General features: G+C 51.9%; 11 protein-coding genes. 5 read left to right on the forward strand and 6 right to left on the reverse strand.

Features of this window, described 5'->3' with window-relative positions:
• The first annotated feature begins 11 nt into the window (after nucleotides 1–11).
• On the forward strand, nucleotides 12–164 hold the full coding sequence (locus GS632_RS14565) for a hypothetical protein (protein WP_170485056.1): 153 nt from the start codon (nucleotides 12–14) through the stop codon (nucleotides 162–164).
• A gap of 22 nt (nucleotides 165–186) precedes the next feature.
• On the opposite strand, the gene GS632_RS14570 is transcribed toward GS632_RS14565, so the two are convergent.
• Nucleotides 187–885: an SDR family oxidoreductase gene (locus GS632_RS14570; protein ID WP_170485055.1), complete on the reverse strand. Its 699-nt coding sequence runs from the start codon at nucleotides 883–885 to the stop codon at nucleotides 187–189.
• A gap of 192 nt (nucleotides 886–1,077) precedes the next feature.
• Here GS632_RS14570 and GS632_RS14575 point away from each other — a divergent pair, with 192 nt between their 5' ends.
• Together GS632_RS14575 and GS632_RS14580 are read left to right on the forward strand one after the other, a co-directional pair.
• Nucleotides 1,078–1,374, forward strand: a complete 297-nt coding sequence (locus GS632_RS14575) for an antibiotic biosynthesis monooxygenase (protein WP_170485053.1) — start codon at nucleotides 1,078–1,080, stop codon at nucleotides 1,372–1,374.
• Between the two features lie 21 nt (nucleotides 1,375–1,395).
• Nucleotides 1,396–2,823 (forward strand): adenylate/guanylate cyclase domain-containing protein, encoded by a 1,428-nt coding sequence (locus GS632_RS14580; RefSeq protein ID WP_171722076.1) that lies wholly within the window; start codon nucleotides 1,396–1,398, stop codon nucleotides 2,821–2,823.
• A gap of 64 nt (nucleotides 2,824–2,887) precedes the next feature.
• Here GS632_RS14580 and GS632_RS14585 read toward each other — a convergent pair whose 3' ends face one another.
• Both GS632_RS14585 and GS632_RS14590 read right to left on the reverse strand, forming a co-directional pair.
• Nucleotides 2,888–3,718 carry a class I SAM-dependent methyltransferase gene (locus GS632_RS14585; RefSeq protein WP_170485050.1) on the reverse strand — a complete coding sequence of 277 codons (831 nt, stop codon included), beginning with the start codon at nucleotides 3,716–3,718 and terminating at the stop codon, nucleotides 2,888–2,890.
• A 1,454-nt stretch (nucleotides 3,719–5,172) separates the two neighbouring features.
• A complete protein-coding gene (locus tag GS632_RS14590) occupies nucleotides 5,173–6,336 on the reverse strand; it encodes a M20 aminoacylase family protein (RefSeq protein WP_170485048.1) in 1,164 nt (387 codons plus the stop codon).
• 343 nt (nucleotides 6,337–6,679) lie between these two features.
• On the opposite strand from GS632_RS14590, the gene GS632_RS14595 reads away from it, so the two are divergent.
• Entirely contained in the window at nucleotides 6,680–8,014 is a 1,335-nt protein-coding gene (locus GS632_RS14595; protein ID WP_171175851.1) for an adenylate/guanylate cyclase domain-containing protein, read from the forward strand.
• Nucleotides 8,015–8,269: 255 nt separating this feature from the next.
• Here the strand turns inward: GS632_RS14595 and GS632_RS14600 are convergent, their stop codons facing one another.
• From GS632_RS14600 to GS632_RS14610, 3 genes are all read right to left on the reverse strand, one after another.
• Nucleotides 8,270–9,553: an adenylate/guanylate cyclase domain-containing protein gene (locus tag GS632_RS14600; RefSeq protein ID WP_170756997.1), complete on the reverse strand. Its 1,284-nt coding sequence runs from the start codon at nucleotides 9,551–9,553 to the stop codon at nucleotides 8,270–8,272.
• Nucleotides 9,554–9,945: 392 nt separating this feature from the next.
• Nucleotides 9,946–11,031: a hypothetical protein gene (locus GS632_RS14605; RefSeq protein ID WP_171238400.1), complete on the reverse strand. Its 1,086-nt coding sequence runs from the start codon at nucleotides 11,029–11,031 to the stop codon at nucleotides 9,946–9,948.
• A gap of 118 nt (nucleotides 11,032–11,149) precedes the next feature.
• Entirely contained in the window at nucleotides 11,150–12,331 is a 1,182-nt protein-coding gene (locus GS632_RS14610) for an adenylate/guanylate cyclase domain-containing protein (protein WP_171722077.1), read from the reverse strand.
• A 473-nt stretch (nucleotides 12,332–12,804) separates the two neighbouring features.
• On the opposite strand from GS632_RS14610, the gene GS632_RS14615 reads away from it, so the two are divergent.
• Nucleotides 12,805–14,475, forward strand: coding sequence for an adenylate/guanylate cyclase domain-containing protein (locus tag GS632_RS14615; protein ID WP_170756998.1), 1,671 nt, complete (start codon nucleotides 12,805–12,807; stop codon nucleotides 14,473–14,475).
• The last annotated feature ends 65 nt before the right edge of the window (nucleotides 14,476–14,540 follow it).

The raw sequence follows: 14,540 nt of genomic DNA on the forward strand, positions 1-14,540 counted from the left end.
TAGGAGAGACGATGAAAGCCCTCACGTCGATCCAGCACAAGCCGAACTCGGCGAAGCTCGGTCGAACCAACACGACGACATGGTGGAAGCGTCACGCGGGCCGGTCCGCATTCTGCGACGTTCCCTTGCAGCATTTGCTGCGTTCTTGGATCGACGCCTTTTGAACAACCAGCCGTAGCGAGCCTTTCACAAATAAGGCGTCCTTTGGGGGCGCAGCGTGAGCTCTGTCACGCAGGTGTTGTTGGGTAGCATTATCGCAGTCGAGATTAGCGTCGAAATTTCTTCAAGCTGAATCATTTTAGAGCGGTCTTTGCCTGCGTCGGACACGTTTGGAGTATTTACAAACCCGGGGTGCACAAGGGTGACGCGAACACCGTCTTCTCGGACGTCTTCGAATAGGGCCTTCGCGAAACCAGCTTGAGCGTGTCTGAGGGCGCAATGAATGGCGTGATTTTTCCAGCCAACCCAAGATGTCGGCCCGCAGATAAAAACAAATGCTCCCTCTGCTTCACGGACCGCAGGTAAGACATGCGCGGTAAGTCGGATGGTTGCCCGCAATACTTGGTCGATGGATGTGTCCCAATCTGCAAACCGATCAGTCGAGACAGCGCCATAGGTGAACTTGGCGGCGCAATGGACCATCGCATCCAATCGCTCAGTCTGTGTCGCCCAGTCTGCGAGAGCGGCCACAGAATTCATGTCGCCCATTTCTTCTGCAAACCATTCGCCCGTGCCACCGGCCGCCTCGACACTGGCAATCGTTTCTTGAAGCGCTTCCTCGCGCCGTCCATGCGCGAGTATTCGCCATCCTTTTGCAGCAAGATCGATAGCCGTCGCTCGGCCTATCCCGCTTGAAGCACCAGTAATCAAAGCAGTTTTAGCCATATCACCCCCCGGTTTGTTGTTGGAAGATTACCACAAACTGCTTACTACCCTAAGGACAGGCAAAGCAGACCCACTTGCGAACCTACCGAATGCGCGAACCGAGCCCGCAGCAGACAGTCCCAACCAAGTGTGCTAGTATGAATTCCTGAGGCATACATACATCCAAGAACCCGACCTTTGGGAGGATTGTGTATGATTATGCGTATCTTTCAGGTGACAACACGTCCCGGAAAAGAGGCTGAGTTTGGCCGCTTTTTTCATGAAACGGCTATTCCCCTAATGAATAGTACTCCGGGGATCGTGCGCGTTCTTCCGGGGGCCCCGAGAGAGGATTCCCCACGAGAATTCAGTTTTGTCATGGTATGGGAGAGCTTGGAGGCCCTTAGGGCCTTCGTGGGAGAAGACTACCAAAGCCCGCACATTGATCCAGCAAAAGCGGAGCTCGTCGAGTCTCGATCCATCAAACATTACGACCTGGTTGATAGTTAATCACCCAAAAGGATGATCGACATGTCAAAGGGTCAGAGAACATCGCAACCGGACCTCGTGCCTGATCCGCCCAACAAAACAGCTGACGCGTTAGAGGCTTTGGAAATCCGGCTGAAGGAAGCGCTGGATCGACAAGTGGCGACGGCCAAAATCCTGGACGTGGTAAACAGCTCTATTAGAGATCCCCAACCGGTTTTCAACTCCATTGTTGAAGCGGGTCAAACACTGTTTCCAAAATCGACAATCAGCATCGGATTGAGGGAAGGAAACAAACTGATTTTGGGCGCAATCTCCGGCCCAGAACCAGCTGGTGTCGAGGCTTGGCGGCGCCGCTTTCCAGCTCCTCTTCATCCAGAGACTATCCACGGCCACGTCATTTTGAATGGCAAGGCGATTGATTTGCCAGACGTCGCGGCGGCACAAGATCAGTTTCGAATTGGTGCTGGCAACTTCCTTGCGTCTGGAGCGCGGGCCGTAACGATGGTCCCAATTTCTCAAGGTGGGCAGACCGTTGGAGCTCTTGCCGTGTTGCGGCATTCGATCGGTAAGCTGCAAACAGAGCAATTCGATATTCTCAAGACGTTTGCAGCGCAGGCAAATATCGCTTTGGATAACTTGTATTTGCTGAACCAAATGCGTGAATCGAACAAGACCCTGGAGAACGTATCCAAACAGCTTGCCAAGTACATGCCGCCTCAACTTTATCGGTCAATTATAGCCGGTAACCAGCAAGCGGCTATCGAGAGTCGCCGCCGCAAACTCACGATATTCTTCTCCGACATTGTCGATTTTTCCGAGATTACTGATCAGCTTGAAGCAGAGGAACTGACCTCGTTACTGAACGAGTATCTGTCGGAAATGTCCAAGATCGCCCAGAGACACGGCGCATATTTCGACAAGTTCATTGGGGATGCGGTGATGCTGTATTTTGGCGAACCCGAAAGTCTGGGCGCAAAGGAAGATGCAGCCGCTTGCGTTCGGATGGCGATCGACATGCAACGCGCCTTGAACGACCTACAAACTGGATGGCGGCGCAAAGGCTTGATTGATCGACCATTTCAGGCCCGCATAGGCATCAACACGGGCTACTGCACAATAGGCAATTTCGGTTCCAATGATCGGATGGATTACACTGCAATTGGGCGAGAAGTAAATCTTGCTGCAAGGCTTGAGGCTGAATGCGATCCTGGAGGCATATTGCTGGCAGCAGAAACCTATTCTTTGGTGAAAGATTGGCTCTCGGTTGAAGAGCGTGAGCCGGTTCAGGTGAAAGGATTTCAAAACCCGATTCGCACGTACGCGGCAACAGCAACCTACGAAGCCGCTGCGCGAGAGAGCCCGATCATCCACGAGGAGGATGAGGGCTATTCCCTCACTGTGGACAAGGATCGCATAAGCGCGGAAGCCATCCGTCGTCTAAAGTCCGTTATTTCTGATTTAGGCGACTAAACATCAAACGGATGTCATCCAGAAATGTTTGACCAGACCGTACAACCACCAAATGGACAGTGGTCTAAACTGGCAAGCGCGCGTGAAGTTCAATTGGGGCAATCAAACCACGTTCGATGTTCCGAACCATGTGTTGAACCTTAAGTGCAGTGTCTTCGCCCATGATCAGATGAAGACCCAAAGGTGGAGGGCCATCTGAACGGCTTTGCGCGGCTGCCAGATCCGCAAAGAACTGTTTAGCGAATGCAGTGCGGTCGATCCGGTCACTCACCTCAAAACCAACGGACTTCAAAGCAGCCTCATATGTATCAGGCGGAGCAAGCGCACTTTGATCTGAAGAAGACGCCCAAGGCGCAGGATAGTCCATTTCCCCCTCTCCCACTTGCATCACATCGTAGATTGCAAAGATGCCTCCCGGCTTGAGAACCCGTTTTGCCTCACGCGCTATGCCGGATTTGTCCGCGATGTTCATGCCAACATGGATCATATATGCGACGTCCATTGACGCGGCTTCTAACGGTAACTCGAGCACGCTGCCTTCGATGAGTTGCACCCGATCAGACAAACCTGTCCATTCTGTAAGAGCGCGTCCTGTTTCTACAAACTCAGCGGTCAAATCGACGCCAGTTACATGCGCCCCGGTAGCCGCAGCGACATAGCGCGCCGGACCACCGAGACCGCATCCAAAATCGACAACCCGGCTTTCGGACGAAAGGCCGAGAGCCTTCACAAACGGTTCGGTCGCGAGGCGTCCGCCAATGTGAAACTCGTCAACCGGGGCCAAAGCGTCGTGGGAAATTGGCGGCGTCAAGTCCAGTGCTGCGCAACCATCGGAAATCCGCTTGAGCAAGTGACCAGAATGGTAATGATGTGCGACTTCATTGGGATTGGTCATTTCGAAGCCTCCCTAATCAATCCCAATAGACTACACGGAGTAGTTCCGAATGTCAGGTTTGTCCGCTCAGCGGTCATAGCCCGAATTTTTCAAACGTCTTCGGTTTACAATAGCTGCGATTGAGGTTGGGGCGTTTTAAAAGGTCCTGACCCTAGAACAATCGTAGGGGCTGGCTGAGGGGGTTCGGGCCAGCCCCTATCTTCATCACGAGGGGGTAAGTTGATAATGTGATCCCACACTACTCAATCGGCGCCTTGCCTAAAATTGGGGGATTCCCGTAATACGGCAAGCTCAGTCGAAATAGTCTGTTTCCAAAGTGCGAACAGTAAGTTTCAGAACGAGCCGTGGACACAACTTTGCCACAATGCGATCCTCTTCCCGTGGGCGGCACGTGAAGATTTTTGGGTGATCCGGTCTTTCTAGCCGGATTTTAGGGGGTTGTTGAGTTCGGCGTGTCGCCCCACGAGCTTTTCATTATCTGTTCGAAGATTGAATTGCGATTTTTGAATGTCAGAAGGCTACCGCACTTTTCATCCTATGGGCGCAATTTGAACAAACGGCAAATCTATCAGAGTGAGGCGGCGCGCCTTGATGGGGATTTACGATTTTAATGAGGGGGTACGAGTTCGGCGCGTCGCAGTTCTCGCAACAATGGGCTAGCGGCCAAATAACTCCTGCCTCTGCGCGGGGCTTTTTTGCGATAATGTCTCACAAATTCAATACACGGGTGATGGTGGGCATGCGTTTTGATTAAAACAGACGGTCGAGTTTTCGCTGATTAGCTTCATGCTCAAGCATGTGCCGCACAAGGTTTGGTCGATTTAACCATAGGATTTCTTACACCTTGTCCAGTAGACCGTTAGTCGATTGGGAGATTCCGCTTGCTATCTAAATCTGAACAGCAATCTGTTCGTCATTTAACCAAACCGCACTAACGGTCTAACCGGACGACTCAAATCGTGCCAATCAGCGCAGCGCGGAGCGAAATCCGACGTATTTGGAAAACTACGAACTGTAAGGACAAATTCTTACGCGGGAAGGTGCCGTTGACTAGGCGGATACTGCCTTTCCCGTTTGATCGAGCGCGAAGTGCAGAACCCTCTTCAACATTATCATTTGTTCATGCGAGGCATGGCTCTCTTTCTAACTGTGGCTACCCTCACAAAATTCGAAACCTTCTCGCCAGAAATCATGACCTATGCGTATTCGATCTGCCAATCCTTTGTGGAAGCGCAAGGCCCGCTACAAGCGGCGACTGCTGCCCGCAGCATAACCGCAATTTCGAGAAGATCTGCTGCCGATCGAAGCGGCACAGGGCCCAGGAATAGCCGCAAGAAAGAGCATGACTTAAGTGCAAAGTCATCTCTTCCTACTAACCAACCGACGGCAAACCATCTAACCGGGAAACAGGTTTCTTAGTACAGCGGTTGTCATATTGGGACAGCTACTCCTGATCAAATTGGCATGCGCCTCTCCGCCATCTCTGCGTACCATGTACTGCCTGCCGGGATTATGTCGTCGTTGAATTCGTAGGCCGGGTTGTGCAGGGCAGCGCTGTCACCATTGCCGATGAAGAGATAAGCTCCGGGCCGTTCGGCCAGCATTTCAGAGAAATCCTCGCCGGGCATGACCGGGTCGAATTCACGGATAACATCGCCGGAAATTGCCTGTGCCACCTTAGCAGCGCGCGCAGCGGCCTCTGGGTTGTTGATGGTGGGTGGCACGCGTGAAGTGTAATCTAGATGTGCTTTTGCACCGTTTGCCTGCGCCGTCAGTTCGGCAAGCTCGCCTAGGCGTTTTTGCACGATCTCATGTACATCAGCATCGAAATAGCGCACCGTACCACGCAATTTTATCTCGTCCGGGATAACGTTGAAGGTATTGCTGTCACTGCGCAGTCCACAGGTGGAAACAACAACGGATTTTAGCGGGTCGATGTTGCGTGCCGCGATGGTCTGTAGCGCGGTAATCACCTGCGCAGCAGCCACCGTTGTATCCACCGCCATATGAGGTAGCGCTGCGTGGCCTCCCTTGCCTTTGATTGTGAGTTCGAAAAACGCAGTAGCGGCCATTTGCGGTCCGTCGCGCACTGCAAACTGACCAGCTGGAATGCCCGGCCAATTATGCATCCCATAAATTTCCTGAATGCCCCAACGGTCCATCAATCCATCGTCAAGCATCGCGCGCGCGCCACCGCTACCTTCCTCAGCGGGCTGGAATATCAGCACTACGGTACCGTTGAAATTGCGCGTTTCGGCTAGGTATTTCGCAGCACCAAGCAGCATTGCAGTATGTCCGTCATGACCGCATGCGTGCATAACGCCAGGATTAGTCGAGGCGTACGATAAACCTGTGGTTTCCGGAATTGGCAATGCGTCCATGTCCGCTCGAAACCCAATCGCCTTGCCTGATGCCTGCGTTCGACCGTGAATCACGCCCACGACCCCGGTCCGGCCGACGCCAGAGACCACATCATTGCAGCCAAACTCTGTGAGCAATTTGACCACCTTTGCAGCAGTTCGATGTTCTTCGAACCGCAGTTCGGGATGAGCATGAATGTCCCGCCGCCATTCAGTGATCTCGGCATGCAGTTCGGCAAATCTGTTGCGGGCGGGCATGAGGTGCATCTCCTACTTCGTTCGGTCAGGACTATGGCTACAGGCCGGCACGCCCGCAACGAAATACGCCAAACTCGCCATCTGAGACTCCGCCTTATAGCAAGAGCAGCCTTCTGTTCTGTTCGCCTACACGGCTAGAGTTTCGAAGCCACGTAAACAACGGCATTGTCCGCATTGCAGACATTGGGCGTTATTAACTGAATGTCCGCATCGAGCCCAGAACGGAAGTTTTGGCGACCCTGGCTATTCCCTCAAATTCGCTGACAAGAAACTCAACCTCTCTTACGCAATATCTGTATGATATGTTGGATCAACTTTTCCAACTGCAGAACGCTAGTCTGAGATGAACCCAGTTGAAACCAAGTACGCCAAAAGCGGGGATACTCACATCGCTTACCAGGTGGTCGGTGAAGGTGACTTAGATGTAGTTTATGTGCCTGGTTGGGTTTCTCATGTGGAGCTTTGCTGGGAGGAACCGACGCTAAACCGTTTCTTGTCCAGAATTGCGTCGTTTGCGAGATTGATCCTTTTTGACAAGCGTGGAACTGGCCTTTCAGACAGGGTTTCAAACGATCAACTGCCTACGCTTGAAGAACGCGCTGACGATTTGCTTGCGGTTATGGATGCTGCAAACTCGTCGCGCGCGGCACTGATCGGTTTTTCAGAAGGTGGCAACCTAGCCGCTTTCTTTGCCGCATCACACCCTGAACGAACATCTGCGCTTGTTATGTTTGGCGCATTCGGCAAGCGCATATGGAGCCCGGAATATCCCTGGGCGCCCACTCCTGAAGAACGTCAAAAGGACTATGAGTTCGTCGAACGAGAGTGGGGTAACTTGATGGACTTGGAGCACTATGCGCCCAGCAAGGCCAATGATGAGGCATTTATGCGACGGACATGCGCATACCTAAGGAGAAGCGCCAGTCCCGGTGCGGCTGTGACTCTTCTTAAGATGAATACCGAGATAGATTTGACCAATGTTCTCCCCGCCGTCCACGTGCCAACTCTCGTGTTGCACCGCACTGGTGATCGAGACGCGCATATAGAAGAAGGGCGTTGGATTGCAGATCGGATTTCAGGCGCCCAGTTCAAGGAGCTGCCCGGGGAAGATCATTTTCCCTGGGTTGGAGACTCCGAAAGGATCATTGAAGAAATTCAGGCCTACGTCACCGGTGAGAAACCCCTCCTTCCGAGCGAACGAGTTTTGGCGACTATTTTGTTTACCGATATTGTTGGATCTACGGATCTTGCCCATCAATTGGGTGATGCTGCGTGGAAAGACCTGCTTAACCAACATGACCAACTGTGTGCTCAAGCCATCACTGAGCATAATGGGCGACTGGTAAAAGGAACCGGTGACGGACTGCTTGCAACCTTTGATGGTCCTGGCAGGGGCATATCATGCGGAAAGAAAATCGTTTCCATCGCTCGTGATTTGGGGCTTTCTGTCCGCTGTGGCTTGCATACAGGGGAATGTGAGCTTCGCGGCGACGAAATAGCAGGTGTGGCTGTCCATCTAGCCGCCCGCGTATCAGCACTAGCAGAAGCCGATCAATTGCTCGTCTCCAGAACCGTGCGAGACTTGGTTGCCGGCTCAGGCCATAACCTGAGGGATGAGGGCGAACATCTGCTTAAGGGGTTTTCGGAGAAGTGGTCGATCTATTCGGTTCATCTCTAGACATACGGTTTTTTGCAAACTTTCGAAGTATTCAGAGCCGCAGCGAACGCCGCCTTCGTCCCGCAACTCAGTCATTCGCCAATTTCTGGCTAGCGTCTGGTTTTCATGAAAGCGGTCGCCCAAATCAAAAATCGGAAATTTCAGACAAGCAACGGCCGCTTAGCGCGCGACAGCAGTCATCTGACAAAATGACTCGGATGACTGCCTTGAGGCCCAAAGCGGCCTTCAGAGCAACCGTCGCCAATGCCTGCTATTCTACTCTGCATTGTCGAAAGTCATCCGGAAAACCTCAACTGGTTCGCGGATACCTTTGAGCGTGACCTCTCCTGCTGAAACCGACGGGAATTCCTCTTCCACGGCGATCGCCGCGCGGGTGCTGAGCAGTATCTCACCGTCCTCGGCCATATCGCAGAGACGTGCCGCCACGTTGATCGCAGTGCCCGAGGCGGTGTAGTCTGATCGATCTTCATACCCGACCATGCCTACAGTTGCATATCCGAGCGATACGCCCACGCCAAACCCAAGTCTATGACCAAGCCGCTTCCATTGCTTGGACAACTCAACCATTTTAGCGCGCATCGCGACCGCGAGCCTAACCGCGTCACCGGCAGGGTCCTCGCAGGGCAACGGGTCGTTAAACAGCACCATAATCCCGTCGCCCATGCGGTGGTCGACGCCCGCTCCATGCGCGTTGATCAGCTTCCCCATTTCCTCGTGATAGGTCTGCAACACCTCGATGGTTTCTTCGGGTTCCGCAGTTTCGCAAAATGCCGTGAACCCACGAATGTCACAAAAAATAACACCCAAAAGGGAGCGATGGCTTTTCAACAAGGCCTCAGAGCCTGAGGAGATCACCGTGTCGGCGACAGCGTTTGGAAGAAAGCGTTTAAGACGGCTCATTCGCTCAATCTCGCCTACCTGTTCCTCGACGCGGTCTCCAAGTTCTGCATTCAGCTTTTCCAAGGCTCTAAACTGTCGCGCGTTTTCGATGGCGATGACGGCTTCGGTGGCAAAGTTATCGACCAAAAGCAGGTCGTCAGGTGCGAATTTGCCGACCTCTCGTCGCAGCAGAACCAGATTGCCAAGAGATTTCCCCTGCGAAACAAGCGGGACGAACACACGCGACAGGATACCATCGACGTCCACCAATTTTATCGCATCCGCATGCCTGGATTTGTAGAACTCCGTCTCGCGTATATCAGGTTCTTCGACGATCCGACGCGTTTTGACGCTTTTGTAAGGTGCAAATTCTCGGCCGACTTGAAAGACGTTGCCGACCTTCATCATAGTAGTCGCTTCCCCCGTGGCAGCAGCAATTTTCCATTCGGTATGGTCCTCATTGATCAAAACCACAAAGGTCATCGGAGCACTACACAACCGCGCTGCGTTTTCTACGATTGTCTGAAAAACTGGCGTCTCATCGTCGCGGCTTTGGCTTATGACAGTCAGGATTTCCCGCGTCGCGGCCTCACGGTCACGCGCTCGAACAAGTTCGGCTCGAAGGGTTTGTTCATAAGCGTTGTCCTGTGAGTCCGGCACAATTTGCCCTCGGTTCCTGATCACATTTCAACATGGATATCACACAAGGCTTGCGAGACCAGAGAATTGCAGAGCGAACGCCAGGCGGAGGCAGGTTTGTCCGCATAGCGGTCACTGATGCACTGCGCAGCGAACGTCTGCAGCGAGCCCATAGTGCCTGATACTGCATGGTGCACGAACGTCGGCTTTGTTTCCAGCCACGACTAAGAAACCAATCAACATTGTACCGCGTAGTCCAAGAGGTTGGCACCACAAGCTCACTGGTGCCGGTGTTTCTCGTACACTACGCTACACTATGAATTTAATGAACATGGCACGTGATGACAGGTTCCCAACTTTGTTGCGCCAATTTTTAAGCGCAAACAAGCGGCACTCACGAAACTTGGTTGGGCCTAACTGCCCGGGCCAAGAGAACAGGTCAGGTTGCCACCATACCACCCGGCAAACACGCCGCGCGAACGTTTGCCTTTGAGCTTTCTTTTCAAAAGCAATCCTGCTTCGGTGTTAGGATAGTTGCGAAGATAAGCCTCCGCCCAAGCGAGATTGTGGTACCTATCGCTTCGCGTAGTCCAGAAAAAGGTGTCTTGGGGACCACTTAATCCAACTGGATTTTTCGGCGCGACTGATGATTGAACAAGCCATACCAATGCTCCATGGATATCTGTCTGACGGCTCTTATGCCTAAAGCCTTTTCCACCACCACGCCGCGATGCATCCATCGCAAGCACGAGGTATCCGTATGTGATAAACGTGTAGTGTAGTTGTCGTTTGGCCGGACGTTTGTTGCGAGCTTGGTCAAATGTACCGGCCAAAGGGGCATTCGGGCGCATTTGCCGTGCTAAATATGCTAAGTCTCTTTCACCTTTTTTGAACGCCTTGCGATTTCCTGTTTCTGCACCCCATGCCAAAAGCCCAGCCGCACGGGCGGCATGGCCTTCTTTACCATACATCTGTTCAAAACCGCCTACTGAGCCAGCTCTTGCTGCAAGTCTATCTCCCCAATCTGCAATTGTGACAACCCTTGGGTCATTTTTTCCCAGAATTGCGCTTAGCGAACCGTACACCATAGACAAGTTGAGCAAGATGTTCGCTTGCCACCAGGCTGCGTCTATCTTCACGCCATCGTATAAACCTTGTTTTTCGAATGCTCTGGCTTGAGCGGCAACTGCAAGCTGATCGGCAATCTGGCTGGCGTCCGCTTTGGAACCGGTACGAAGTAGATGGGAATTTGCTGCGCCGAGCTCATTCATAAAAACAGCGGGAGGTCGGTCTTTGCCGGATGCTGTTTTGAAGGGTTGAGTGATCGGTGCGGTTGTGAATTTGGAAGGCTTACGTTCCGGGCACCAGGCATTTCGGTAGGAACTATTCGCGGAGAAGAATTCCAGTCTTTTTTGGGCGTTTGCGAAATCGGCCACAACCGGTTTTACGCCTAAAAACCCAACACAACAAATTAAAATTAAAACGAAAAAAAGTCGCATATCACCAATACTCCACCAGAATACTTATCACTGATGCTAGTGAGGTGTTCTGGAATCAGTCAAGCACCAGGCTTGATTTATGAACCTTCCGCAAAAGTGTGTCTGGTACATTGCGGAATTAAGGTTTGGGAACCTCAACTATGAATGAACGCTTCCATACTGTTGTGTCGTTCCATAGAGGGCTGGTTTTGGGAACATTAGGGCCTTGAAAATTTCCGAAATCCTGATTGCCGCTGCTGTTGTCGGGACTACCTCGCTTCCAATTGGAGAAATTTATGGGCTCACTATTTGCCCATCTCCAGCCACCATCAGGCTCCGCGCCTTCAGGGTCCTGCACCAAACCAATTAATGGTCCCAGAGCGAGGTTTCCTTCAAACGCCCAGTGCCCATCATCTTCCAGCGTCAGTTGATACACAAAGTCATTTTCTTCTTCGTCAGTGATGGTAACGAGGTGGCCACCTAAGGCTTCGGAAACCTTTTCAAGAATCTCAAATTCTGCGCCCCACGTTCTGATTACGTAGTAAGTCGAATCCCTGTATTCGCCGACGGTTACCAAATCAAAAAAATCGAGCAATTCTTCCGGAGATGGATCTAACGTCAGAAAGTCCTCGAGGTATTCAGGGTCAAAATTTTTGGCTTCGTCGGATTTGTTTGACAGAAGGGCAAAGGCTGAGAAGCCAATAGATATTAATACAACCGCGAACAAAAGGGGCAAAAAGTACTGCCCACGAACCCAAGCTTGAAGTCTACGCACGGCCTTCTCGTAGATTGGCAGGGTGGCCTCGCCTACTTTGTATACCTTCAATGGTTGATCAAGGTTTTTGACAAAATGCTCGCCGATTTTTGTGAATCGGTAATCCAAGCTTCCTTTGACTTGCTCAATAACGTTTTCGGCTAAACAGATACCACCGGGTTCCGAAATCGTCTCAAGTCGGGATGCTACATTCACTCCATGACCCAGCAAATCACCGTTGGGTTGCTGAACCACCTCACCAATATTGATGCCGATCCGGTACCTCATACGGTCGCTTGTTCTAAGCTGAGCGTTGTTGGCATTGTGTTGTTCTTGAATAGAAATAGCTGCTTCTACCGCGCCGGACGGATTGTCAAAACACGCCAGCACGCTATCGCCTGCCGTGTTTGCGATTCTGCCTCCATAGGACTCGATAATCGGGTCCATAATCGAACGAAGCTCTGCGAGACGATGTAGGGTAGCCTCTTCATCCTCAGAAACGAGCTTCGTAAACCCAGCAACATCTGCCGCCAATATCGTCAATAGTCGCTTTGAGTTTTTGTACACATCAAACTCGCAAAAATACTCACATGACGTTCGAAGTAAGACATTTCAAAGTATGCTGGCAGATTTTGGATGCTGTATCAACAAGTGGTGATGGCGCTGCGCGCTTAGCTAATTTTCAAGCGAAAGGATTTCATTTGTCAGAAAATGTAGCCAAGCCTACTGGAAAACGTCTCTAAAACTTAGATAATGCTATTTCTCGACTAATGTAACACCATCCAAAGTTATCATTTATTGATTGCCCGGAGCAATAGCAGACGTTGGTAGCCATATCGCAAGCGTCAGCTTTGTCCGCATTGCAGACATTGGGCGTTATTAACTGAATGTCCGCATCGAGCCCAGAGCGGCCGCACTCGTTAAAGCCATTTGGTTTGACAACGCCCCTATGACCAGTAAGTCTCGAAGAGTTGAGACCCGCCATTCTGCGAGACCCAAAATTGGCATCCTGAGAGTATTTGGGGAGAAACAGAAACAACATGTCACGCCGTTTTGCGTTCATTCAGGCAGCCGATCTGGTGGATTACTCATTAATGATGGCGCAGGACGAAAGCGCTGCAATCGACTTGGTCCATGAATTGCGTGACAAACTCTTCGAGCCAATTGTCGCAAAGCATGAAGGTGAAGTTCTAAAACGGATGGGTGACGGCTGGATTGTGGCCTATCCAAATGCCGCGTCGACCGTTCTTGCGGCTCTGGAAGTGCAGAGCGGCCTTGCGGAACACCCGAACACTCGACTGCGCATGGGCATCCATATGGGTGATATCGTAAAAGATGAAACCGACTTGTACGGAACAGGCATAAACATTGCTTGTCGTCTGCAGACCGAGGCGCCGCCTGGGGGCGTTCTAATTTCCGCCGATGTCTACAATCAGCTATCAGAAAAACAATGCGCGGGTTTCTCGGATGCGGGCAGTTTCAAGCTAAAGAATATCCCTCGCCCAATTCAGTGCTTCCAGTGGCGGCCAGATAAATTAACCGTCAGCAGCCGCTCCAACGAGGTGCCTACTATAGGAGTTGAAAGGCTTGTTGCCGCACCGCCTGACGAAGAAACCAAGGCTGCCGCTGAGGATTTGCACGAGCAGATTGTCTACGGATTGTCCCGGCGTACGGGGATCAAGGTGCGCGACATGTCCATCGGCACGACAGGAAGAACAACTTACAACCTTCGCGGCAGGTTCCGCCGGTCGGGTAACCGGGCAAGGGTCAATCTCTCGCTGGTGCTTCTTGACGACGCCGCAACGGTTTGGGCAGATGTTTTTGAGGATGAAGCCACTGATCTTTTTGCATTCACGGATGAAGTGGCTGGGGAAGTTGACGCAAAGTTGCGGTTGTTCGTCAACTCACTGGACAACAACCGTATTGGTGAAATCCCAGATGAAAATCTAAGCGTTTCAGAACTGCGCACCCGTGCGGCAGGCCTCTTTTATGAATGCACGATACCGGATCTTGAACGGTGCGTATCTGTGATGGACCGCGCCAGACGCCTGAGCCCTAGGGACGGTATGAGCCAATGTATGTGGGCCATTGGAGTGCTCCAGCGATACAAAGTGAGGTTCGAAGCTGTTGAAGGCGAAACTTTGGACGAGCTTTCGCGTGCGCTTGATCTTGCCGTCGAGTTATTGCCGCAAAGCGACTTCGCGTTCTTTGCAAGATGCATGTTTCGAAGCCTGACCGAGCGTGACCCCACTAAAGTGATGTCAGACGCGAAGGCGTGTTACAATCTCAGTCCGAATTATCCGCAAGCGCATATAGGGCTGGGTTACGCATATACTCTGGCTCAAGAGTATCAGAAAGCAGCCGCCGCAATACGTAAGGGTACCGAACTTCGAAATGACCCGTTCTGGACGTACCGCAGACTGCAAATGGCTGTAGCAGAGTATTGTGGTGCGGATTACGAAGAAGCAGTATCCACTCTGCGCGAGATGATTGACCTCAAGCCAAGCGTTCGAGGCTTTCGTAAGCTGCTTATCCTATCGCTTTGGCAACTCGGACACCACGATGAAGCCCGAAAAGAAAAAGCTTTGGCGGCTCAACTAGAAGACGGTGAGAACTTTTTCGTCCAAGAACCAATACTGCCTGACACTCACTTGTGGTTAAGAGAAGCGTTGGCCCCTGGTTCTGGTGATGTGCTGCGGTTTGTTGAATGACAGCTTAGTTCGCAAAGCGGTCACTGCCATGTTTTCCGCCCACGTCTGCCCTAGTCAAAGCAGCC

Source organism: Ruegeria sp. HKCCD7296 (genome assembly GCF_013110775.1).
Taxonomy (GTDB): Bacteria; Pseudomonadota; Alphaproteobacteria; order Rhodobacterales; family Rhodobacteraceae; genus Ruegeria.